Annotated in this window: 23 protein-coding genes; 9 read left to right on the plus strand and 14 right to left on the minus strand. The window is 37.9% G+C overall.

What is annotated here, in order from left to right:
• Position 1 precedes the first annotated feature (1 nt).
• Positions 2-361 (minus strand): 50S ribosomal protein L20, encoded by a 360-nt coding sequence (gene rplT / locus I2F17_RS01050; protein ID WP_195769113.1) that lies wholly within the window; start codon positions 359-361, stop codon positions 2-4.
• Between the two features lie 11 nt (positions 362-372).
• Positions 373-567, minus strand: a complete 195-nt coding sequence (gene rpmI / locus I2F17_RS01055; RefSeq protein WP_001096359.1) for a 50S ribosomal protein L35 — start codon at positions 565-567, stop codon at positions 373-375.
• Between the two features lie 314 nt (positions 568-881).
• Between rpmI and I2F17_RS01060 the strand changes: the two genes are divergently transcribed.
• Entirely contained in the window at positions 882-1691 is an 810-nt protein-coding gene (locus tag I2F17_RS01060) for an HAD-IIB family hydrolase (RefSeq protein WP_211138870.1), read from the plus strand.
• A 17-nt stretch (positions 1692-1708) separates the two neighbouring features.
• Entirely contained in the window at positions 1709-2929 is a 1221-nt protein-coding gene (locus I2F17_RS01065; RefSeq protein WP_211138871.1) for a glycosyltransferase family protein, read from the plus strand.
• Between the two features lie 157 nt (positions 2930-3086).
• Here the strand turns inward: I2F17_RS01065 and I2F17_RS01070 are convergent, their stop codons facing one another.
• The gene (locus tag I2F17_RS01070) at positions 3087-3971 is read right to left on the minus strand and encodes an alpha/beta hydrolase (protein ID WP_211138872.1); all 885 of its coding nucleotides are present in this window, start codon (positions 3969-3971) and stop codon (positions 3087-3089) included.
• A 465-nt stretch (positions 3972-4436) separates the two neighbouring features.
• Here I2F17_RS01070 and I2F17_RS01075 point away from each other — a divergent pair, with 465 nt between their 5' ends.
• Positions 4437-6641 (plus strand): OsmC domain/YcaO domain-containing protein, encoded by a 2205-nt coding sequence (locus I2F17_RS01075; RefSeq protein ID WP_211138873.1) that lies wholly within the window; start codon positions 4437-4439, stop codon positions 6639-6641.
• 45 nt (positions 6642-6686) lie between these two features.
• Here the strand turns inward: I2F17_RS01075 and I2F17_RS01080 are convergent, their stop codons facing one another.
• The 7 genes from I2F17_RS01080 to I2F17_RS01110 form a co-directional block, all read right to left on the minus strand.
• Positions 6687-7472, minus strand: a complete 786-nt coding sequence (locus I2F17_RS01080; RefSeq protein ID WP_196423120.1) for an ABC transporter ATP-binding protein — start codon at positions 7470-7472, stop codon at positions 6687-6689.
• A 12-nt stretch (positions 7473-7484) separates the two neighbouring features.
• Complete coding sequence (gene ssuC, locus I2F17_RS01085; protein WP_196423119.1) at positions 7485-8273, minus strand: aliphatic sulfonate ABC transporter permease SsuC; 789 nt, start codon at positions 8271-8273, stop codon at positions 7485-7487.
• The gene (gene ssuD, locus I2F17_RS01090) at positions 8270-9439 is read right to left on the minus strand and encodes an FMNH2-dependent alkanesulfonate monooxygenase (protein WP_211138874.1); all 1170 of its coding nucleotides are present in this window, start codon (positions 9437-9439) and stop codon (positions 8270-8272) included. The genes ssuC and ssuD overlap by 4 nt, the downstream gene beginning before the upstream one ends.
• 15 nt (positions 9440-9454) lie before the next feature.
• On the minus strand, positions 9455-10432 hold the full coding sequence (locus tag I2F17_RS01095) for an aliphatic sulfonate ABC transporter substrate-binding protein (protein WP_196423117.1): 978 nt from the start codon (positions 10430-10432) through the stop codon (positions 9455-9457).
• Between the two features lie 470 nt (positions 10433-10902).
• Positions 10903-11817, minus strand: a complete 915-nt coding sequence (locus I2F17_RS01100) for an AEC family transporter (RefSeq protein ID WP_211138875.1) — start codon at positions 11815-11817, stop codon at positions 10903-10905.
• Between the two features lie 32 nt (positions 11818-11849).
• Entirely contained in the window at positions 11850-12965 is a 1116-nt protein-coding gene (locus I2F17_RS01105; RefSeq protein WP_196423115.1) for an NADH:flavin oxidoreductase/NADH oxidase, read from the minus strand.
• Between the two features lie 29 nt (positions 12966-12994).
• Positions 12995-15112: a TonB-dependent receptor gene (locus I2F17_RS01110; protein WP_211138876.1), complete on the minus strand. Its 2118-nt coding sequence runs from the start codon at positions 15110-15112 to the stop codon at positions 12995-12997.
• A gap of 143 nt (positions 15113-15255) precedes the next feature.
• On the opposite strand from I2F17_RS01110, the gene mutM reads away from it, so the two are divergent.
• A complete protein-coding gene (gene mutM / locus I2F17_RS01115; RefSeq protein WP_196423113.1) occupies positions 15256-16068 on the plus strand; it encodes a bifunctional DNA-formamidopyrimidine glycosylase/DNA-(apurinic or apyrimidinic site) lyase in 813 nt (270 codons plus the stop codon).
• A gap of 7 nt (positions 16069-16075) precedes the next feature.
• Entirely contained in the window at positions 16076-16363 is a 288-nt protein-coding gene (locus tag I2F17_RS01120) for a peptidylprolyl isomerase (protein WP_211138877.1), read from the plus strand.
• Positions 16364-16556: 193 nt separating this feature from the next.
• Here the strand turns inward: I2F17_RS01120 and I2F17_RS01125 are convergent, their stop codons facing one another.
• The 3 genes from I2F17_RS01125 to typA form a co-directional block, all read right to left on the minus strand.
• A complete protein-coding gene (locus tag I2F17_RS01125) occupies positions 16557-17204 on the minus strand; it encodes a hypothetical protein (RefSeq protein ID WP_235985891.1) in 648 nt (215 codons plus the stop codon).
• Positions 17205-17313: 109 nt separating this feature from the next.
• Positions 17314-17751 (minus strand): large conductance mechanosensitive channel protein MscL, encoded by a 438-nt coding sequence (gene mscL, locus I2F17_RS01130; RefSeq protein WP_196423111.1) that lies wholly within the window; start codon positions 17749-17751, stop codon positions 17314-17316.
• A 184-nt stretch (positions 17752-17935) separates the two neighbouring features.
• Positions 17936-19774 carry a translational GTPase TypA gene (gene typA / locus I2F17_RS01135; protein ID WP_196423110.1) on the minus strand — a complete coding sequence of 613 codons (1839 nt, stop codon included), beginning with the start codon at positions 19772-19774 and terminating at the stop codon, positions 17936-17938.
• A 170-nt stretch (positions 19775-19944) separates the two neighbouring features.
• On the opposite strand from typA, the gene I2F17_RS01140 reads away from it, so the two are divergent.
• From I2F17_RS01140 to I2F17_RS01155, 4 genes are all read left to right on the plus strand, one after another.
• A complete protein-coding gene (locus tag I2F17_RS01140) occupies positions 19945-21312 on the plus strand; it encodes a uracil-xanthine permease family protein (protein WP_211138878.1) in 1368 nt (455 codons plus the stop codon).
• A gap of 68 nt (positions 21313-21380) precedes the next feature.
• Positions 21381-22388 carry a class I SAM-dependent methyltransferase gene (locus I2F17_RS01145; RefSeq protein WP_196423108.1) on the plus strand — a complete coding sequence of 336 codons (1008 nt, stop codon included), beginning with the start codon at positions 21381-21383 and terminating at the stop codon, positions 22386-22388.
• 22 nt (positions 22389-22410) lie between these two features.
• Positions 22411-23880: an amino acid permease gene (locus tag I2F17_RS01150; protein ID WP_211138879.1), complete on the plus strand. Its 1470-nt coding sequence runs from the start codon at positions 22411-22413 to the stop codon at positions 23878-23880.
• A 134-nt stretch (positions 23881-24014) separates the two neighbouring features.
• Complete coding sequence (locus I2F17_RS01155) at positions 24015-24173, plus strand: hypothetical protein (protein ID WP_196423106.1); 159 nt, start codon at positions 24015-24017, stop codon at positions 24171-24173.
• Between the two features lie 95 nt (positions 24174-24268).
• On the opposite strand, the gene lysM is transcribed toward I2F17_RS01155, so the two are convergent.
• Positions 24269-24781 carry a peptidoglycan-binding protein LysM gene (lysM, locus tag I2F17_RS01160; RefSeq protein WP_196423105.1) on the minus strand — a complete coding sequence of 171 codons (513 nt, stop codon included), beginning with the start codon at positions 24779-24781 and terminating at the stop codon, positions 24269-24271.
• Positions 24782-24910 lie beyond the last annotated feature (129 nt).

Here is a 24910-nt window from a genome sequence, read left to right on the forward strand (position 1 = left end):
CTTATGCAGCAAGCGCAGTTTTAGCTTTTTCAGCCAAAGCAGCAAATGCAACTGCATCATGCATAGCGATGTCAGCAAGTACACGGCGGTCTACAATCACTTGCGCTTTTTTCAAGCCAGCAATCATACGGCTGTAAGACAGACCGTTTAGACGAGCACCTGCGTTGATACGTGCAATCCACAATGCGCGGAATTGACGTTTCTTTTGACGACGGTCACGGTATGCATATTGACCCGCTTTAATTACTGCTTGGAACGCAACACGATAAACACGTGAACGAGCACCATAGTAACCTTTTGCACGAGCAAGAATTTTTTTATGACGACGATGCGCCACTACACCACGTTTTACACGAGCCATTTATAATCTCCTTAGATGTACGGGCACATACGACGAACTGAAGCAACGTCACTCACGTGAACCATTACACAGCCGCGTAATTGACGGATACGCTTAGCAGATTTTTTGGTCAAAATGTGGCGTTTAAACGCTTGTTTACGCTTGAAACCGTTTGCAGTCGCTTTGAAACGTTTAGCTGCACCACGGCGTGTTTTTAGCTTAGCCATAGTAATCTCTTTTGAGCACCTGTTCGGAATGTTTGCACCATTGCAATCACCCTGCAGGTAAGGAAGCGCACATTTTATAGTAAAATGACATAAAGTCAAAGAAAAACACACTGTTTATACAGCATATGATTTGACTCAAAAGCATCACATGCCCATATCTTTAATTATTCTCTTTAACCACTTATTTTATAAAAAATATGGTGTTTAATTCTTAAACACTGTAAAACAAACTATGACGTCAATCATTCAGTACTCTTATTTCAGTCAGGAGCACCTTTCCTTTAGCTCATTTAAAAAACTATATGAGGTTTTTTATGTTAGATTTGTCTAGCCCATTGATGGTCATTACCGACCTAGATGGTTCATTATTAGACCACCATAGTTATGATTGGCAACCTGCTCAAGCATGGTTAAATCAATTACACGCACATCAAATTCCTGTGGTTTTCTGTACAAGTAAAACAGCCCTAGAAGTACAAACGTTGCAGCGATCCATGCAATTGGAGCATTGGCCTTTCATTTGTGAAAATGGTGCAACCGTTTGCATCAATCAATCATTTCATATCATGGCAACCCACCCTCAACATGCCTTAAATTATGCTCAAATATGTCAAAAAGTAGCAGAGCTTAAGCAACAATATACCTATAGTTTTATCGGTTTTTCTGAAATGTCAGCACAAGATGTTCACCATTATACAGGCTTATCTTTATCACAAGCAGAACACGCCAAAGATCGAACAGGATCAGAGCCTTTATTATGGCAAGATAACGAACAACAGCGCATACATTTTATCAAGAGATTAAATACTTTGGGATTAGAGCTGATTCAGGGTGGGCGTTTTTGGCACGTAATTAATCAAGGTGCCAATAAAGCATTTGCTTTAGATTACTTACTGAAACATTACCCGCATCGTGATCAAAAAACATGGTGCACCATTGGACTAGGAGATGGTCCAAATGACATTCCACTTCTAGAATATACAAATTACGCTGTAGCCATTAAAAATCATCAGGGTCAACATGTTCAATTAAAAAAACAACAACAAGTTAAATATACAAATGCGTGTGGTCCAACAGGTTGGGCTGAAGGGTTAACTTTCTTTATTCAGCACAAAAACGTTTAAATAATAGAGGTATATTTATGTCAGATTTTTATCAAAATGGAATTGTTACAAATTTTCATAATTTAAGTCATCGATCTACCGACTCTTTAGAAGCAGAGTTATGTACATTTTCTGAAAAACGAAAAATGGGCTTAATTTTACCATCTTTATTTTCAGAACTTGAAGGACCTGCACTTAACCATATTATTGATGAAATTGCACATATTCCATATTTAGATGAGATTGTTATTGGACTTGATCGTGCCAATAGAGAACAGTTTTTGTATGCCAAAGCATTTTTTTCAAGGCTCCCTCAACGACATCGAATCTTATGGAATGATGGCCCTAGACTACAAGCCATTGATCAAAAATTACGAGGCTTAGGTTTATCTCCAAATGAAGCAGGTAAAGGACGTAATGTTTGGTTTTGTATGGGATATACCTTAGCCTCAGATCGTACCGACTGCGTTGCATTACACGATTGCGATATCGTGACTTATGAGCGTGGCATGTTAGCACGTCTACTCTACCCTGTAGCAAACCCACAGTTTCAATACACCTTCTGTAAAGGTTTTTATGCACGTGTTGCTAACAACAAACTCAATGGTCGCGTCTGTCGTTTATTGGTTGGGCCACTGTTACGTTCAATGCAAATGGTATATGGCCATTCTGAATATTTAGAATATTTAACCAGTTTCCGTTACGCTCTTTCAGGAGAGTTTGCTATGCGTACTCGTGTACTCAATGATTTGAAAATTCCAAGTGATTGGGGACTTGAAATGGGTATGTTGTCTGAAATTTATCGAAATTATAGTACACGTCGAAGTTGCCAAGTCGACATTTCAGATAATTATGAACACAAACATCAACCTTTAAGTGATGAAGATGGTACAGGTGGGCTTGCTCGCATGAGTACCGATATTATTGAATCTGTACTTAGAAAATTAGCCACGCTTGGCGTGAATATTACCAATGACTCCTTTCGAGTACTCAAAGCGACCTATTATCGTAATGCGTTAGATATGATTGAAATTTATAGTCATGATGCCAAGATGAATGGATTTGATTTTGATCAACATATGGAAGAGGTGGCTGTAGAGTTATTCGCTCAAACCATATTAGATGCAGGCCAAGAGTTTATCGCAAAGCCCAATGAACAACCATTTGTACCTAGTTGGAATCGTGTGGTTTCAGCCTTTCCACATATTTATGAAGACATCTATCATGCAGTAGAGCAAGATAACCTTGGCCTAGTGTAGTCAACTGTGATGGGTATTCATCTAATTTTAGAAAAAATTTTGGCTATGCTATATAAATAAAGTGTAATCTCACACATGGTCGTTAGAACTTAGGTTTATCTATAATGTCATGTCCTAAATGAATCTAATCCACCATACTCTATAACTATGATTTAGCTTATTTGTTTTTTATAAATGTTTGAATGGCCTCACTTGCGTTAAAAATACAATCTAGATGAGTACTTGATTTAATAATTTTACTGGTTAAATTTGTGTTTTTTGCTAATTTAGCAAAAGCTAGCATTTGATCTGCATCAAATAATTCATCATTTTCAGCAATAAGAATAGCTACAGGTAATACTATTTTTTTTAGCTGTTGCAATGGCTGATGTGGAGTCAATGCATTTGCCACATTTACACTATAATATTGAACAAAATCAGGTTTTAACTGAATAACTTCTTGAGGAAAATTCAATTTAACACCAACATGATTACCAAATACAAAACCGAAGCTGAAGGCATTGATAATAAATATCCATTTGTTTACTGAAGCAAATGGAGTTGAAGAGCTTATATGTAAATTGGTTGGCGTAAATGGACCAAATTCAGGAGCAAGTAGAATTAGACTATCAATTTTAACTGTAGGTATATATCTTGTAAGATAATTCAAAAGCATTCCTCCACCACTAGAATGCCCAAGCAAATGAATCCGTGCCTGAGGAAAAGAATGATTAAAGTACTGAACAACAATATCAACATCTTGCCAAATCTGCTTGGAACTTAAATTTTTTTCGTTTCTACATGAGCGTCCATGTCCTCGAATGTCTACAAGACAAACACACGTTTGTTCGTATTGGATTAATTGTTTTGCTAATATATCGTACCCTGCATCTGAATTAACACCTCCACCATGATAAACAATGATGATTTCTTCAATATCCAAAATGGGCTTATAAATACGTAGATATAACTCATCGAGATAATGTTCTAGAATATTTGTAGAGTGTTCTACAAAAAAATCATGCTTTTTTAAAGATTCTATAAATTTTGAAAAATCAATCAACTACGTACGCCCCCCAATTATTTTACTTTAACACCAATATTTTAACCCTAATTACGAATAAAAAATACAATTAAGTTTATGATTTATATACTATTATATAAATCATAAACTCTTCTTGACCATCTTGCATGACAAACAAGGGGATTTCGCTTAAAAAGCTAAGTACAAGTGACATAAAATAAATGCAATATAAATATTTGATTTTAAAATAAATTAATAAATAGGCTATATACCCAACAAGTATAAAACATTAACTTATTTCAACTCCTCAAATGAAATCTAAATTAAACAATAGCCTTAAAGTTTTTAAAATTTACCCGAACCCACCACAGCGACTTCATTAATTAAAACAAATCACCGTATAATAGCGCTCAATTCACTGTCAGTTCGTTTTTTCGCACTCACACTCACATACATTGATTCAAAATACGATGCACATCGTGTACGTAGAAATTAGGTGCCTGCATGGAAATTAAAGTTAACTTTCTTGACAACCTTCGACTTGAGGCAAAGTTTGACGACTTTACTGTCATCGCAGATCAACCCATTCGCTACAAGGGCGATGGTTCTGCACCTGGCCCATTTGATTATTTTTTGGCATCATCTGCGCTCTGTGCTGCGTATTTTGTCAAACTGTATTGTTCAACACGTGATATTCCTACCGAAAACATTCGATTATCACAAAATAATATTGTTGACCCAGAGAATCGTTATCAACAAATTTTTAAAATTCAAGTGGAATTACCACATGATATTTCAGCCAAAGACCGTCAAGGCATTTTGCGTTCAATTGAACGCTGCACAGTAAAGCGTGTCGTACAAACAGGCCCTGAGTTTATTATTGAAGAAGTCGATAATTTAGATGCAGATGCTCAAGCTTTACTCATCAAAAATACAGATCAAATCGCTCATACCTACATTGCAGGTAAAGATTTACCACTTGAAGAAACCATTGCCAATATGTCAGCGCTTTTAGCTGATCTCGGTATGAAAATTGAAATTGCATCTTGGAGAAATATTGTACCTCATGTGTGGTCATTGCATATTCGAGATGCACAATCTCCAATGTGTTTTACCAATGGTAAAGGCGCAACCAAAGAAAGTGCTTTAGCATCTGCACTCGGAGAATTTATTGAACGCCTCAACTGTAATTTCTTTTATAACGATCAATTTTGGGGACAAGACATCGCCCATGCAGACTTCGTTCACTACCCCAATGAACGCTGGTTTAAACCTGGGCCAAATGATGAACTACCTAACGAATTACTCGATGAGTATTGCTTAAGGATTTACAATCCTGATCAAGAATTATGTGGTTCACATTTATTCGATACTAATTCAGGCAATACAGAACGTGGTATTTGTGCCTTACCTTATACACGTCAATCAGATGGTGAAACCATTTATTTTCCATCAAACCTGATTGAAAACTTATTTTTAAGTAATGGTATGAGTGCAGGAAATACCTTAGCGGAAGCGCAAGTACAATGCTTATCTGAAATTTTTGAACGTGCAGTAAAACGTGAAATTTTAGAACAAGAGATCACTTTACCCGATGTTCCAACAGATGTTTTAGCCAAATACCCAAGCATTCTTTCAGGTATTCAAGCACTTGAAGAACAAGGTTTTCCTGTACTCGTTAAAGATGCCTCAATGGGTGGGAAATTCCCTGTCATGTGTGTCACTTTAATGAATCCACGAACAGGCGGTGTTTTTGCATCATTTGGTGCACACCCTAAACTTGAAGTGGCGCTTGAACGGAGTTTAACAGAGCTGTTACAAGGACGCAGTTTTGAAGGCCTTAATGATTTGCCTCAACCCACGTTTAGCAGCCATGCAGTCACTGAGCCTAATAACTTTGTCGAGCATTTTATTGATTCAACAGGGGTTGTATCTTGGCATTTTTTCAGTGCCAAATCTGATTTTGACTTTGTAGAATGGAACTTTTCTGAACAAGGTGAACATGCCACTGCTCAAGAAGCCAAAACTTTATTTTCAATTTTAGAAGATATGGGCAAAGAAGTGTATATGGCGGTCTACGATCAGCTTGGAGCTACTGCTTGCCGTATTTTAGTACCAAACTACTCTGAAGTGTATTTAGTGGAAGATCTCATTTGGGACAATACCAATAAAGCACTCCTGTTCCGTGAAGATATTTTAAATTTACATATACTCGATGATGATGCATTAACAGCTTTAGTTGAGCGTTTAGAAGAATCTGAGCTTGATGATTACACCGAAATTAAAACTTTAATTGGTATTGAGTTTGATGACAATACAGTCTGGGGGCAACTGACACTTTTAGAGCTAAAGTTATTGATTTATATCGCACTCAAGCAGTTTGAAGAAGCCAAAGACTTGGTCGAGGCATTCTTACAATACAACACAAATACGGTTGAACGTGGTTTATTTTACCAAGCCATGAATGTGGTGTTAGAAGTGATGCTCGATGATGAGTTAGAGCTTGAGGATTACTTATTTAACTTCCGTCGTATGTTTGGTCATGAGCGTATAGAGGCAGTCATTGGATCAATCAATGGTACGATTAAGTTTTTTGGCCTCACTCCAACCAATATGCAACTAGAAGGATTAGACCGTCACTTACGACTCATTGACAGTTATAAAAAACTGCATGCTGCTCGTGCTCGTGCATTTCAAAACCATCGTTAAAACAACACCACTCGATGATTAAAAACATCGAGTGGTGCTTTAACATTAAGTCGCCAAGACCGCATTTAACACCTCTTGTTCAAGTTGGGTAAATGCTGGGCTTTTTTGTCTTGGTCGTGGCAAGTCAACTGTAAATTGCGCTTCAATCTCACCCCGATTAAGTAAAATGATGCGATCTGCAAGTTGAACAGCTTCACTAACATCATGTGTGACTAAAATTGCGGTAAATCCTTGATCTAGCCATAAATTTTCAATCAATTGTTGCATATCTAAGCGTGTGAGTGCATCTAATGCACCAAGTGGTTCATCCAACAGCAATACCTTAGGGCGATGTAGTAAGGCACGTGCTAATGCAGCACGTTGGCGTTGACCACCAGACAGCTGTGCTGGCCATAATTGGCTTTTATCTTTCAAACCTACTTTTTCTAACAACGTAAAAGCCTGTACTTTTTGTGCTTTAGAACGCCCCAGATTCACATTATCAACCACACTACGCCAAGGTAATAGCCTTGGATCTTGAAACATGACTCTTACATCTGGCTGATGACTGGCCTGTTTACCATCTAATTGAATTTGACCTGAACTACTTTGCTCTAGATCTGCAATCAAACGAAGTAAGGTACTTTTACCACAGCCACTTCGCCCAACAATCGCGAGAAACTCTCCTGCTTGAATGTTTAAATCCAAATTTTCTAAAACAGTCACTTGACCATAATACTTGTGCAGATTTTTAATCTGAATTTCAACACCTTTTGATTCTGACGTCGGTAACACAGGTGTTGAACGTGTGAAAGCTTGTTGTTCCAAATGTGTTACATTTAAATTTGACATTCTTTCTCACTCCTATTTACGCTGATACCCAGCATGCCAGCGCAATAAATAACGTTCGAGATATTGCGCAAACACATCAGCCAATTTACCCAATAAGGCGTATAATAAAATACCGACCAAAACAATATCTGTTTGCAAAAATTCTCTGGCATTCATGGTCATATAACCAATACCCGCTTGTGCCGAAATAGTTTCTGCAACAATCAGAAGAACCCAAACTAAACCGAGTGAAAAACGTAGTCCAACTAAAATAGACGGCATCGCACCGGGTAAAATAATATCTTTATACAATTGCCAACGGCTCAAACCGTAGCTTTTTCCCATTTCAATGAGTTCTGGATCAACAGAACGAATGCCATGATACGTATTTAAATAAATTGGAAAAAATACACCTACAGCAACTAAAAATAATTTGGCAGATTCGTCTATACCAAACCATAAAATGACCAATGGAATTAGCGCCAATGCAGGAATATTACGTACCATTTGTATACTGGTATCGAAAAGTGTAGAGGCAATTTTTGAAGAGCCATTTAACAGCCCAAGAACAAAACCTAACCCACCTCCTACAAGTAACCCAAGCAAAGCTCGCCCTGCGCTGACTTTAACATTTTGCCAAAGCTCTCCACTGAGCAATAAATGCCAAAATGCCAACACGACCGCACTTGGAGCAGGTAGTATTTGTGCGCTCAACACACCATAAGACGATGCAACTTGCCACAGCACAATCAATATTATGGGTACAAGCCACGGCAAAAGGTATTTTACGGGTTGCCGTAACGCCCTTTTGATTTGACTCATGTTGCCACCTGCTTCGCTTTAGTGTTTTCCTCTGGTGTATAATTATTGGCAACAATTTCACCAAATGGCCCTGTCAAATGTGGTTGGGTGAGTTTTTGCTGTAACTTTAATGGCAATAATGGAAACACCAATTCTGCAAAACGAATCGACTCTTCTAAATGCGGATACCCTGAAAAAATGAAAGTATCTATTCCTAAATCGGCATACTCTTGAATACGTGCGGCAACAGTTTGCGCATCACCCACTAAAGCAGTACCCGCACCGCCCCGCACTAAACCAATACCCGCCCATAGATTTGGCGACACTTCTAAACGATCTTTACGACCACCATGCAGTGCAGCCATACGTTGTTGACCCACTGAATCCATTTGAGCAAACTTTTTTTGTGCAGCTTCTATGGTGGCATCATCTAAATACCCAATCAATTCATTGGCAGCTGCCCATGCTTGTTCATTGGTTTCACGAACAATCACATGTAATCGAATACCATAATTTAGCGTACGACCACGTGCTTGAGCTTTTTCACGCACCACAGCCAACTTTTCTTTGACTGCCGCAGGTGGTTCACCCCATGTTAAATAAGTATCTACTTGTTCAGCAGCTAAATCGGTAGCGACATCCGATGATCCACCAAACCACAATGGTGGATATGGTTTTTGAATAGGCGGATATAAAAGTTTGGCATCATCCACACTTAAACGTCGACCATGAAAAGTGAGTGATTCACCTGTGTGTGAACGCGTTAAAACTTCACGCCAAATGTGAACATATTCTTGTGCTGTTTCATAGCGAGTTGCATGATCTTCATACACTCCATCGCCTTTCAGCTCTTGTTCATCACCACCTGTCACTAAATTAAGTAATATACGACCACCCGATAAACGATCAAACGTTGCAGACATACGTGCTGCTAATGCAGGTGTAGTTACACCAGGGCGTAGCGCTACAAGAAATTTAAGTCGTGTTGTTGCATCAATTAAACTTGCAGCAACAATCCATGGATCTTCACATGAACGACCTGTCGGAATGAGTACCCCTTCATATCCTAAATGATCTGCTGCAACAGCGATTTGCTTCATATATGCATGATCAACTTGACGAGCACCTTTGCTTGTACCCAAATAACGACTGTCGCCATGTGTTGGAATAAACCAAAAAATTTTCATACCACCCTCGTAAATTTACTGTGATGCACCATTGAAAACAGCGTGCTGAACATCGATCTTTTGTGGAATTAATTGCTCTGTATAAAAGCGGTCTGCAATCTGTTGTTGCGCTTGTGTCACACTATCAGTCATGTTGTGAATGAGTGATGGTTTGTCACGCTTATCTAATACACGTTGTGCAATATTTTCATTTAAACCAATGGCTTGTGAATAAAGTTTAAGTGTTTCTTGTGGATGGTCAACAATCCAACGTGCAGCATCATTAGACACACTAATAAATTTTTTCACTTCTTCTGGATGTGCTTTTACAAAATCTGGACGACTAATTAAAAAATTATAAGTGGTTTCAAAGCTTGAACCATCTACAATTGAACGTGCTTTACCTTCGACTTCAGCAGCACTCAAAAACGGTTCCCAAATGACCCATGCATCTACCGATTTTTTATCAAATGCTGCACGTGCATCGGCAGGTGCTAACCAAATTGGTTGAATATCAGACCATTTCAAGTTGGCTTTTTGCAATACTCGCCCAAGTAAATCATGAGCACTAGATCCCTTTTGTACCGCAATACGTTTACCTTTTAATTGCTCAATGGTTTGAATATCACTGTCTTGAGGCACTAAAACCGATTGCCATTTAGGATGAATATTTTCATACCCCACATAGGTAATATTTTTATTGGCAGCTTGAGCAAATACAGGTGGCGTGTTCCCAACTGAACCAAAATCAATCGCACCTACAGAAAGTGCCTCAAGCATTTGTGGGCCTGCAGGAAATTCACGCCATTGTACTTGGGTGTTTGGAAATTGTTTTTTAAGTAATTCTTGTTCAGACTTTAAAACAATCGAACTCAAAGATGCTTTTTGAAAACCAATCGTCAATGTTTGAATATCTGTTGTGGCATTTGGTTCTGCTTTTTTTTCAGCACATGCAGTTAAACCGACACTCATCGTTGCTAAAGTAAGTGTCGCCCAAGATTTTAAATACGCCATATGTGACCTCAAAAAGTAATATCAAAAAAAAGTGCTGTTAGATTTATTTTTAGTCACATGTACATATACGAAAATGATGTAAAGCCCAAGACCCATGCTAAATTTTTTTGCTGATATTCCATGTGTTTACTCGTGAAACCAAAAGAGTTATTGATTGATTTATATACCGTATCTTTTGTGCATTTTTTATAAAAGTATATTTTTTAGAATTGTTTATGCCATAAAAATATAAAATAAATCTTGCTATGCTTATCTGATTAAAGACTAAATACCAAAAAACAAAAAACATCTATCTTATTGATATATAATATTTAATTAAAAAACCAGCTGAAAGAAAATTTCTATTTATGATTTTTACTCATATCTATTATCTAAGTTTAATATTTAATTTTCTATTTATTATATTTACCCAGCGAAATAAACTGCCCTCATCATGAACTAAATATCACTGTTTTCGACCATTTTAGTGGCTAATACCAAAAATAAATACAACCGCTCAGTACGCACAGTGCTGTTATATTACTTAAAACAAAGGCATTATTAGTTCTTTTTTCAATACCATAAATTTGCCCTAAGGTCATAAATAAGGTAGGCATTGGAAGCATCGCAATAATCACAGCAGTATGAATCATGGCATCATCAACCTTAGGAAGCATTGTAAATAACGTAAAAACCAATGCAGGCAAAATGAGGGTTTTAAATGACATTAAACAAATTGCTTGTCGATCTATTTGCCTTAAACGTAACTTGCTGAGTGTGCCTCCAATAACAAATAAAGCAAGTGGTGCAGATACTTTTCCTAACCATTCCAATGGCTCCATCAAAAATGAAGGTGGCTCATACTCAAAAATCGAGCATAGCAAACCGATTAAAATCGCTAAAACCAATGGGTTTCTAAAGATATGCTGTAGTGTTTTTTTAGATAAAATAGAAAATGGAGTAGAAGATGATTGACCTGAATCTGCTAAAAACAGCATTAAGCTGGTCAAAATAAAACTTTCAAACAAAATGGTCAGCGCCAAATAATGCATGACTTCTTGACCAATCAATAGCGGTAAAATTGCTGTACCGACCAATCCTGTATTTGAAGTGGCTGCGCCTAAAGATAGAATTAAAGCAGATGCAGAACGCTGTATAAACCAATGTTTAAAGCAATAATATGCCATAAAAAAAACAATTAAAGAGGATATGCCATATACAGAAAAATAAGAAGATATCCACAAATGATTAAATGTTCGATCTTGAGATAAAGCACACAACATAAATACAGGTAAAGACACCTTCATCACAAAAGTGCCTAAAACTTTGATTTGATCTAAGTGAATCAGCCTCATGCCAACACTGGCATACCCCATTAGGATCAGTATAAAAATGGGTAACATCATGCTCAGCAACACGTGGCACTCTCTAAATCAGTTTAGCTCGTTCTAAATGGTTTAAAAAAATCTTTTAAACCGTGGGGTTGGCATCGCATATATTGTGGAGAAATTCTCATTTCCGCACCCAAGGTTGCAGCTGCATGCCATGGCCAACGTGGGTTATATTGCATAACTCGTCCTAATGCAATAGCATCCGCTTGTTGTTGCTTCAAAATATCTTCAGCTTGTTGAGGTGCTGTAATTAACCCTACTGCAATTACAGGAATATGCACCGCTTCTTTAACACTTTGAGCAAAAGGTACTTGATAATTTTCTTTCACATCGATGACTTGGTGTTCATGTAAGCCACCGCTAGAGACATGAATGTATGCTGCACCTAATTGCTGTAATACTTGTGATACATATATTGTCGAGGCAGTATCCCAACTCTCTACTTGCATCCAATCTGTTGCAGAAACACGTACACCTATCGGGAAATGCGTTGGCACGACCTCTTTAATGGCTTGAAATGTTTCTAACAGCATACGCACACGATTTTCTAGTGAGCCACCATATTCATCTGTACGGTGATTAGACAAAGGTGATAAAAATTGATGCAATAAATACCCATGTGCTGCGTGTAATTCAATTAATGAAAAACCTGCTTCTACAGCACGTTGTGCAGCAGCGACAAAATCTTGTTGAATACTTTTAATTTCTTTAATACTCAACTCATGTGGTACAGCATCATCGGCAGAAAATGGAATCGGGCTAGGTGCAACCGTTTGCCAACCTAAAACATCATTTTTTGCAATTTGCCCACGGCCACGCCAAGGAAGTTCAGTCGATGCTTTTCTTCCTGCATGTGCTAGTTGAATGGCAAATGGCATTGGTGAAATTGCACGTATTTTATGCAGTAATGCTTTCATGCGTTCAGCTTGATCATCATTCCATAAGCCTAAATCTGCATAACTAATCCGCCCTGCAGGGTGAACGGCTGTCGCTTCTACAATACACAAACCTGCACCAGAAAGTGCATAACTTGCCCATTGTTGCTCATGCCAATAACTCAAACATCCTTCATCTACAGCCGAGTACTGACACATTGGGGCAATAATTATTTTATTGTCTAAAGTCAATGAATCGAACGCAATAGATTGAAATAACTCACTCATATACAACCTCTCTTCACACTAAGTTTGACTTAAAATGGTTTACTAATACTCAGTCCTGCACTCCAATTTCGCCCATCTGCAGGTTCAAAATATCGAGCATTGCCATCGTTTACAATCACAGAACCTATATAATGACGATCAAATAGGTTATCTACACGGGCATAGGTATTAAATGACCAATCTTTCACCTTATAGTTGTACCCTATATTTAATGCAGTCACGACATAACTTGGAGCTGAATCTGAGTTTCGATCATCCACATACATCCGATCTGTATAACGAAGATCTATGCCTGCATGAAACCCTGTTTCAGGTTGCCACTCAAGGCGAGTAAATGCCTGATTTTTTGCAACACCTGGAATATACGTTCCCCGATTAATTTGAGTTAAACTGCCTTTTGCAGGAATATCTGCATTGAATGTGGCATCTAAATAACTATAACTTGCACGTGCTGTTAATTCTTTCCATAACTTCTTATTCCAGCTCAGCTCAATGCCTTCACGTAACGTTTGATCTGCATTACGAAATGTAGCACGACCCTCTAAGCTACCTGCGGAAACAATGTCATTTTTTGTACGACTCTGAAAAGCTGCTAGAGTAAAAAAGCCCAGCATATTGTCTGTTTTCAAACCAATCTCATAGTTATCACTGCTTGATGCCAATAGATCAAAATTAAAACCAGACAAACGATCTGTACGATAAGCCATTTCTGTAAATGTCGGTGTTTCAAACCCTTTTGCATAACTTGTATAAGCCATCAAATTCGGCAAAATTTGCCAACTTATGGCAGCCGATGGCAATGCTTTATTGTATTTTGTTTGACCACTATCATTAGGATTGGTTAAAGTCACGTAATGATCTTTAGACTTGTAATGTACATTGCTATAACGTAATCCTGTATCTAGTCGCCATGTTGGCAAAAATTGCCAAGAGGCTTGCATATATGGATCAATATTCCATAACGTATTATTTTCATCACGGCGTAAATTTCCTGTAATTCCAAGCTGATTACCAATAAAGTTTTCATATCCCTTACGGCTTTCATTCATTGCATCAAGAGCAACCCCCACATTCAAGGTTGTATTAGGCAATAAATTTCGCCCAACCCAACGCATATCTGTACCGTAGTAATGACGATCAAAATCAATCACGCCACCTGCTTGTTTAGGATTGGTTTGGCTGGCTTTAGGAATAGATTGATACTGTGTAACTTGTCGCTGTCCAACATACCCCATCACTGAAATAGATTGATGATCTGTCAGTGGTTTATTCCACGTTGCGCCAGTTTGTAATTGTTCAACAGCTTTACGAGTATTAAAAGTATACGCGGAACTCACAGCTTGCTTCGCATTTTTCAACCAATCTTGGCGTGTTAAACCCATAGGGTCATCGGCATTAATTTTAGTATAGTTGGTGATCCAATTAATTTTACTGCCATCATCTAAACGCCACGTCAATTTTGCATTATTTTGTACTTTATTTGCTGCACTATGATCTCTAAAACCTTGGGTATCAAAATAAGAAGAGCTGATTACATACGCAGGCTGTGATGCTGTATTTGAACCACCTTGTAAAACCACATTCGATTGATGACTTGCATGACTTCCACCACTATAGTTCACTGTGACACTGTCTGGGCCTTTTCCTTCCTTTGTTGTGGTCAACAATGTACCTCCTGAAGAATTGCCATACAGCGATGAAAATGCCCCTGTCAATACTTCAACATGATCTAAACTGTTTAAATCAATATTAGATGTTTGACCTTGCCCATCAGGCATTGTGGCAGGAATACCATCCACATAAATACGAATTCCTCTCACACCAAAAGTAGAACGCGCACCAAACCCCCGCATAGAGAGCTGTAAATCCTGTGCATAATTTTGTCGATTATTTAATTGTAAACTCGGAACACCTTGCACAGCTTCGGTTAAATTCACCCCTAGACTATTGTTATAAGGCGCTGAATCAATGCGGTATACCGAGGCAGGTGTCGTTAAATAATTCGTATCTGTACGGGTAGCATCGACCACAATTGTGGCTAAATGTTCAACGCGTGGCGCGAGTGGATCTGCATATAGATGTTGTCCAATACAATAGGTCAATAACGCCAAAGTAAAGTTGTATCTTTTGTTGTGTAACAATGACATTATTTATTCCTAACTATGCTTTATTATGATTTCAATCACGACAAAGTATAGCAGGCATTGCACAGATAAATCAGTACCGATTCCCTCAAGAAAACGAAGCATGCTAAAATAACGCATCATATTTAAATGACCATTTCTACAATATGCCAGAGCTTCCTGAAGTTGAGACCACAAAAAATAGTTTATTACCACTATTGAACCAAAAAGTTATGGCCGTCACTGTCTATCAGCCTAAACTACGCTGGCCTATGCCATCAGACATAGAGCAACTGATTGGTCAACGACTCTCTTCGTTATCTCGACGTTCTAAATATATTTTTGCCGAATTTGAAACACACAGTATGCTATGGCATTTAGGAATGTCTGGTAGCTTTAGATTATGTGCACTAGATGAACCGCTACGCAAACATGATCATTTAGTCATTCAATTTGAAACCATCGAACTACGCTACCATGACCCAAGACGATTTGGCTGTATTTTATGGCTCAATGAAGATACCCAACAAAAACTCATTCAACCGTTAGGGCCTGAACCACTCAGTACAGCATTTAATGCCAAGTACCTTAAAGAAGCTTTACAACGTAAAAAAACACCAATTAAAGTGGCGATCATGGACAATCATGTTGTGGTGGGTGTTGGCAATATTTATGCCACAGAAAGTTTATTTAATATCGGCATTCATCCTGCCCAACCTGCAAATACACTCCAAGAAAAACATATTGAACAACTCACTTTAGAAATTAAACGTATTTTGGCTCAAGCAATACAACTTGGGGGCTCAACCTTACGAGACTATACCAATGCCGTGGGTGAAAATGGATATTTTCAACAAACCTTATTGGCTTACGGACGTGCAGGTGAAATGTGTGTGAATTGTGAAACCACACTAGAAAATATTAAACTTGGACAACGTGCAAGCGTATTTTGTCCACAATGCCAACCCTTAAAGGTCTAAACTACTTATGAGTACTGCCATTGTTCGTCATATTTTAGTCAAGGATATTACTCTTGCTCAACAACTGAAAAAAAAACTTGCAGATGGTGCAGATTTTGCAAAATTGGCCAAACAACACTCGACCTGTAATTCAGCAAAGCGCGGTGGTGAATTGGGTGAAATAAAAAAAGGACAACTCGTTGCCGTCATTGATAAATTGGTTTTTTCTGCCCCTGAAAAAACCATTCAAGGGCCTGTTAAAAGTAAATTTGGCTATCATTTAGTTGAAGTGAAATTTCGTATGTCTCACTTTTAACCCTTTTAATTACATTAGAGCGTGTCCTCATTTCATTTAATCAAACCAGTTCATCACTTTATGATGAAAATTCATGTCTAAATAGCAGATAAATCGTTTAATTTATGGTCACTACTCTTGCTGAGCAGCTATATTTCAATGGTAAAAAACCATTTTTTGAGCTATTTTCCAAATGAGGACACGCCCCTAGCTATTAACATTTATTTTCTTGGCAAATGATGTCAAATATTGCTTTCATTTCGGCCTCTTTTTGCACTTGAAACTTACCATATGTCGAAAAGTGCAAATGCTTATAGATCATTGGAAATGGTTGATGAAATACTTTCAGTACAGAACTTGTGACAACAACTGCATCATTTAACCATGCAAACATAGTTGTTTTTTTCAATAACCTAAACACAGTATCTGATATAAAAACAGCTTTCTTCTGCTGAGAAAAGATTGCTTGTTTAATGTAATCGAGATGATGATCATTTAAATCAGCCAATGTTAAAACATTTCTTCCTGTTGTTGGCACATGCAATACCTCAATAAAAGAAATTTTATCTGCATACTTTGCAGATATTCCAATTTTAGCAAATTCTTTGTGATACTTCCGACCACTCCCTTTGTAACTGTCCAATAAAAATGGATGATGTAAACCATATCTTTTCCAAAATAAAACGGCATCTTGATGATATTCAATGAGCTTAGGGAAAATTAACTGGTTCTCTATATCACTGGCATAATTTGCATCGAGACCAATAAATAAAAACTCTGCTGCAATTGGACAACAGCCCTGATATGGTTTTTCACTAAACACTTGATGAAGCTGTTTATTTGGATGGGGAGCATACATCATTAAATCACTTTTAAGTATTTACCTTAAAATTAGCACAGTTATAACTAACTATTCCACTTTATATCAAACAAAAAAAGCCACCCATTCGGGTGGCTTTTCAAGAAGTTAATTATGCATCTTTACGTTTTAATTCATCACGAATTTCACGAAGTAACTGAATATCTTCTGGGGTTGGTGCAGGTTTTGCAGGTGCTTCTTCTTCTTTACGACGCATTTTATTAATTAAGCGCACCATCATAAATACTACAAATGCCAAAATAATAAAATTCAGGAAGATAGTAATAAAATTACCATACGTTAAAACATTAATACCCGCTTTTTGTAAATCTGCTAAAGATTGCAAATTATTTGGATTACGCCCTAACACAAAAAATTTCTGAGTAAAGTCAACGCCACCGCCTGTAATCAAGCTAATAATTGGCATAAAAATATCTTTTACTAAAGAATCGACAATTTTTCCGAAAGCACCACCAATGATCACACCAATTGCAAGATCAATCATATTACCCTTGATTGCAAACTCACGAAATTCCTTCACGATACTCATATTAATCTCCGCTATTATTATCAGTTAGACAGGATCAGTCCATTTATTAAAAATTATTTACTGACACTAATTAAACCATGTTTATCTGACAAACAAAAAAAATCAATACATGAAATATACAAATATGAAGATAAAAAAGCCATCTTAAAGATGGCTTTTTCAAATGCGAGAATATGGTACTTACTTATTTACCACGATTACGCTTACGATCATTTTCAGTTAAATATCTTTTACGAACACGAATCGATTTTGGTGTTACTTCAACAAGCTCGTCATCTTCGATGAACTCAAGCGCTTGCTCAAGGGTCATACGAATTGCAGGCGTTAACGTTAATGCTTCATCTGTACCAGATGCACGCATGTTCGTTAATTGCTTCGCTTTAGTTGGGTTGACTGTCATGTCGTCTGAACGAGAGTTAATACCCACAATCATCCCTTCGTACACTTCAAGCTGTGGTTCTGCAAATAAACGACCACGGTCTTGTAGAGTAAACAAAGCAAACGCTAAACATGTACCGTTAACCATCGATACAAGTACACCATTTTGACGCTTCGCAACTGCACCTTGCTTTGCAGGGCCATAATGCGAGAAGCTTGATGTCATGATGCCTGAACCAGAAGTAATGGTTAGGAATTCAGAGCGGAAACCTATTAAGCCACGAGAAGGAACAGTCGCTTCAATACGCATACGACCTTTACCGTCAAGCTCCATGTTGGTCATTTCGCCTTTACGGTTGCCCATTTGCTCCATGATTGCGCCTTGATGTTGTTCTTCAACATCAAACGTTACATTTTCATATGGCTCTTCAATTTTACCATCAACTTCTTTCATGATCACTTCAGGACGAGATACACCCATCTCAAAGCCTTCACGGCGCATGTTTTCGATTAATACAGATAAATGAAGCTCACCACGACCTGATACTTTGAAACGGTCTGGACTGTCTGTATCTTCAACACGTAAAGCCACGTTATGAATCAATTCACGATCTAAACGCTCACGAATGTTACGCGAAGTAACAAATTTACCTTCACGACCAGCAAATGGTGAGTTGTTTACTTGGAATGTCATCGATACTGTTGGTTCATCAACAGACAATGGCGGTAATGCTTCCACATTTTTCGGATCACAAATCGTATCAGAGATGTTTAATGCATCAATACCTGTAATACATACGATATCACCTGCGCCTGCAGATTCCACATCTACACGCTCTAGGCCGTGATAACCCATGATTTTTAAGATACGACCGTTACGGGTTTTACCTTCTTTATCAATCACAGTCACTTGAGTATTTAATTTCACTGAACCACGCTGAATACGGCCAACACCAATTACACCAACAAAACTGTTATAGTCAAGTGATGAAATTTGCATTTGGAATGGACCATCAGCATCTACTTTTGGTGGTTCAACAATATCAACAATCGTTTCAAACAACGGAGTCATGTCTGGAGCAAGGTTATCCACTTCACGACCAGCAATACCGTTTAAACCAGATGCGTATACGATTGGAAAGTCAAGCTGTTCATCGTTTGCACCAAGGTTATCAAATAGATCAAATACTTGATCCATTACCCAATCAGGACGTGCGCCCGGACGGTCAACTTTGTTTAATACAACAATTGGTTTTAAACCACGAGCAAACGCCTTAGACGTTACAAAACGTGTTTGTGGCATTGGGCCATCTTGTGAATCGACAAGAAGTAGTACACAGTCAACCATAGACATTACACGTTCAACTTCACCACCGAAGTCTGCGTGTCCTGGGGTATCTACAATGTTAATGCGATACGTAGTGTCTGTACGCTTGTCTAACCAAGTAATAGACGTGTTTTTAGCAAGAATGGTAATACCACGCTCACTCTCAAGCGCATTCGAGTCCATGACACGCTCAATCTCGCCTGCACGATCACCTAAAGCACCTGATTGTTGAAGAAGTTTATCAACCAAAGTTGTTTTACCATGGTCGACGTGCGCAATAATTGCAATATTACGGAGATTTTTAATATCTGATGACATGAATTTCGATACGCCTAAAATTTGAGGGCAAATTATACAAAAAAACACTACCATTGAGTAGTGACATTTAATTGACAATCACACTTTTTTCGGTTCAATCACATGTTTTATTTTGTAAAGACATGTAAGTCGATTAGAATAACGACTCCCAAACTATACCACACTTTTCTATGTCTGACCCACTATCATCTCATAAAGAGCATTCGTCGGAGTTAATTATTCATCTTGATGAGCGCCCAAAAGCATCTGTGACATTACTTGCAGCGTTACAGCACTTATTTGCGATTCTTGTACCGATCTTAACCCCAGGTCTTTTAATTTGTGGCGCACTAAAAGTGCCTGCACATGAAACCACCATGATTTTATCGATGTCTTTGGTGATTTCAGGAATTGCCACTTTTTTACAATGCAAAAAAGTCGGCCCTTTGGGTGCAGGATTACTGATTGTTCAGGGTACAAGTTTTAACTTTATTGGTCCAATTATGGCCATTGGTAGCTTAATAATTGCCAATGGAACACCTTACCAACACGTTATGGCAGCCATTTTTGGTGTGGTCATTGCAGGTGCCTTTATTGAAATGGGCGTGTCACAAATTCTACCATGGATTAAAAAACTGATTACACCACTTGTGACGGGGGTTGTCGTTTTATTAATTGGTCTGACTTTAGTGAAGGAAGGTTTGATTAGTATGGGTGGTGGTTATGGTGCAATGGCAGATGGATCTTTTGCCAATGGTGATAATCTACTCATGTCATGCTTTGTATTAACACTAATTATTTTACTTAACCGTACACGTATTATTTGGCTCAAGAGTGCATCATTATTTATTGCTCTTATCGCAGGTTACATTTTAGCAGGTCTACTTGGCCATTTAAACTTTGATAGTTTTTATAACGCACCCACGTTTCAAGTGCCATCCCCTTTGCATTTTGGCATATCTTTCGATTGGTCTTTGTTTATTCCTTTAGCTTTTATTTATTTAGTCACCTCTTTAGAGGCAATTGGTGATATTACCGCAACAAGTAAAGTCTCTCAGCAACCTGTAAGCGGTCCTGTTTGGATGCAGCGCATTAAAGGTGGTGTATTAGTTAATGGGGTTAACTCATTTATTGCAGGTATTTTTAATACTTTTCCAAGCTCTGTATTTGCGCAAAATAATGGTGTGATTCAAATTACAGGTGTGGCTAGTCGTTATGTTGGTCTTTTTATTGCTGCAATGTTAGTGATTTTAGGCTTATTTCCTAAAATTGCAGGCATTATTCAAGCCGTACCACAGGCTGTATTGGGTGGTGCAGTCATTGTAATGTTTGGTGCAGTGGCAGCTTCAGGAATTAATATTTTAGCCAGTATTAAACTTGACCGCAGAGCACTGCTAATTATTGCCGTTGCTTTAGCTTTAGGTTTAGGCATTTCTCAAGTACCTGACTTTTTAAAACATATGCCTGAGCTCATGCGCAATATTTTTAGCTCTGGGGTAGCCACAGGTGGTATAGCTGCACTTATTTTAAATATTGTCTTGCCTGAAAATAACGAATAAAGTACCCTGCTTTGCCCAATTGCCAATGCATTGGACAACCTATTGTTGTATAGATATGAGAGTAAATTATGGATCCACGCAGTGAGGTCATCTTACGCCAAAAAGCGTACTTAAAAGGAAAAATTCTTTTTATTAATGCACCTAGTGACCCCTTACTCTCACATTTAGATGACCACATTGACGCCAGTATTTGGACATGGAATTTTACAGACCATCAACAATATCATCCTGAATACAATACGCATTTTGGTACCACTATTCCCACACAACATTACGATCAAGTGGTGATTTTTGTCCCAAAATCTAAAGAGTTGTTAAGTTACGTATTCCATCAAGTTGCAAGCCACCTCCCACAAGGTAGTCAAATTTTTTTAGTGGGTGAAAAAAAAATTGGTATTGAACGCGCTGCAAAACAACTAAAATACTATGGTCAAACATTAAAATTAGATAGTGCTCGACACTGCCAACTATGGCTTACACAACTCGACACCATTGTAGAAAAAAAACCCCTTCAAGATTGGGTAAAGACTTATCAAATCCCCACCGCAAAGACCACTTTACACATTTGTGCTTTACCGGGTGTTTTTAGTCAAAACCGCTTAGACATCGGAACAGCCGTATTACTTCCTCAACTCAACCATATTCGTACAGGACGTATTGCAGATTTTGGCTGTGGTGCAGGTGTAATTGCGTGTTACTTAGCAAAACAAAATGCCAAAAATAAAATTTATGCCTTAGATGTAGATGCATTTGCACTTGAATCCACCAAAATGACCTTTGAAGCCAATCAACTCACCTCACAACTTGAGTGTTGTGCTGTTCAAGGAATTGCTGATGCGCCTGATCGCTTAGATGCCATTGTGAGTAATCCACCATTTCATCAAGGGGTGAATACTCATTATGCTGTTAGTGAAACTTTGTGTCGTGACGCCAAACTACATCTTAAAACGACAGGTGAATTGTGGTTAGTGGCTAACCGCTTCTTAAACTACCCTCCAATTATTGAACAATCTTTTGGGAAATGTACGGTAAAAACCGATGAAAATGGTTTTAAAGTGCTATATGCCCATGCTTAAAAGCAAGACATAAGGAATTTAAATGAGCGAAAATCAACCCACCCATTTAAAACGCCAATTGGGTGCTAGACATCTCAATATGATTGCGATCGGTGGATCTATTGGTACGGGGCTCTTTCTTGCATCTGGTTCGACCATTGCCAATGCAGGACCAGGGGGTGCATTACTTGCCTACACACTGATTGGCGTCATGATCTACTTTCTCATGACAAGCCTTGGTGAGCTTGCAACACATAACCCGACATCGGGTGCATTTTTCACCTATGGTAACAAATACGTAGATAAAGGCTTTGGTTTTGCACTCGGTTGGAACTATTGGTATAACTGGGCCATTACGGTTGCATTTGAGTTGGTTGCTGTACAGTTTATTATGAAGTTTTGGTTTCCAGAGATTGCAGGTTTTTGGTGGAGTTTAGCATTTATTGGTATTATTTTTTCCATTAATGCGATGACTGTGAAAGGATTTGGGGAAAGTGAATTTGTATTTTCTTTGATTAAAGTCATTGCCATTATTGCTTTCATTATTTTAGGTTTATTTATGATTGGTAAAATCATGTTTAGTGAACCTAGTGCAGTATTTGCAAATTGGCAGTATAAAGATGCGCCATTTGTTGGTGGCTTACAAGCCATGATTGGTGTTGCAATGATTGCAGGTTTTTCCTTTCAAGGCACTGAAATGGTCGGAGTTGCCGCAGGCGAATCGAAATCCCCTGAAAAAACCATTCCTTTAGCCATTAAGCAAATTTTTTGGCGTATTTTATTATTTTATATTTTTTGTATTTTTATTATTGCGACTTTAATTCACTATGATGACCCGTTACTGCTTCAAGCTGCAAATGACAATAACGTTGCGTTATCGCCATTTACACTCTTATATGAAAAAGCAGGGCTTGCATTTGCTGCAGGATTAATGAATGCCGTGATTTTAACAGCTGTTCTTTCAGCTGGAAATTCAGGATTATATTCATCTACACGTATGTTATGGAATATGGCAAAATCAGGAAGTGCACCTAAAGCCTTTGCTCGACTTGATGCACGTGGTGTTCCTATGAATGCCTTATATGCAACAACTGTTGTTGCTGCTTTATGCTTGCTCACTTATTTTTTTAGTGAAAAAGAAGTCTATTTCTGGTTACTCAATATGTCTGGTATGTGTGGATTTATTGTTTGGTTAGGCATTGCTGTGTGTCACTACCGTTTTCGTAAAGGTTACATCACACAAGGATACAAACTACAAGACTTATCTTACCGCGCTAAATTATTTCCATTAGGCCCTTTATTTGCTTTTGCTTTGTGTTTAATGATTACGCTTGGCCAAAACTATCAAGCTTTTATTGGCCATCAAATTGACTGGAAAGGGATTGTTGCCACATACATTACTATCCCTGTATTTTTAGCCATTTGGTTAGGTTATAAATTCAAATACAAGACTAAAATGGTCTCTTATACAGACATGGATGTCAAACCCATGACAAAAGACACCATGGACTAATGCTTGATCCACATTTGTTTTACTGTACAATGTATAAGCAATAAAATATATACTTTACAATAAATCAATGTATTGTATATGACTAAAAGTCTAGCTCAAGCTAGGCTTTTTTCTTTCAGTAAAGGATATTTAGCATGAAGCTAAAAGCACACACTAAAGTACGAAACCCTGTTGCGCGTTCGCCTTTATTACATAAAGGTGGGTTACACCACAGCGAAGACATTCAAACAGTCCACCGTAAGAATCGCAAGCAATCAAAATTATCACTTAAACGTATGGACTGGAATCAATAACCCATCAGGAGATATCGCATGTATATCCATTTAAAAGCAAAAAAAAGCCTGATCTTCAATCAGGCTTTTTTTTATGCACAATTTACAGTGTCAAATTACTCAGGAATACGTAGAACTTGGCCTGGGTAAATTGAATTTACATCTTTTAGTAGCGGTTTATTCGCTTCAAAAATCGTATTGTATTTGTTTGCATCATCATAAAATTGTTTAGAAATTTTTGACAGTGTATCGCCAGACTGTACTGTATAAAACTGGCTTGGACTTTCTTGTTCTGCCGTTTCTACAACTGTCATTTGATCATCGACCTGTGCAACATGTGCAACATTTCCTGCCGCTAAAATGACTTTTTCTTTATCTGCTTGGCTTTGTGCCTGACCATGAATCACAGCAGTATCTGTATCACTGTTATAATTTACAGATAAACTGGTGATTGCCAAACCTAAACCTTGAATATGCGATAGTAATTGATTTGCAATTTCCTGAGCAGTAGGTTCTGTTGGTGCAGGTGTAGGTGTAGACGCTGTTGGCTCAGATGTGGTTGGTTGAGACTGCTCTTTTTTACCTTGTAGCTTATCACCAATTCCTTTTACAAAATCAAAAATACCCATGTAAATTTACTCCGTTATTAAAATGATGTTGTTGTCTTAACCATTTTTACTATAACAAATTTTTTTGATTTTTCTTTTACATTACTCAACAATACGTAAAATTATGTAAGCAGTTCGACATAAAAAACG

This window comes from Acinetobacter baretiae, assembly GCF_015627105.1.
Lineage (GTDB): Bacteria > Pseudomonadota > Gammaproteobacteria > Pseudomonadales > Moraxellaceae > Acinetobacter > Acinetobacter baretiae.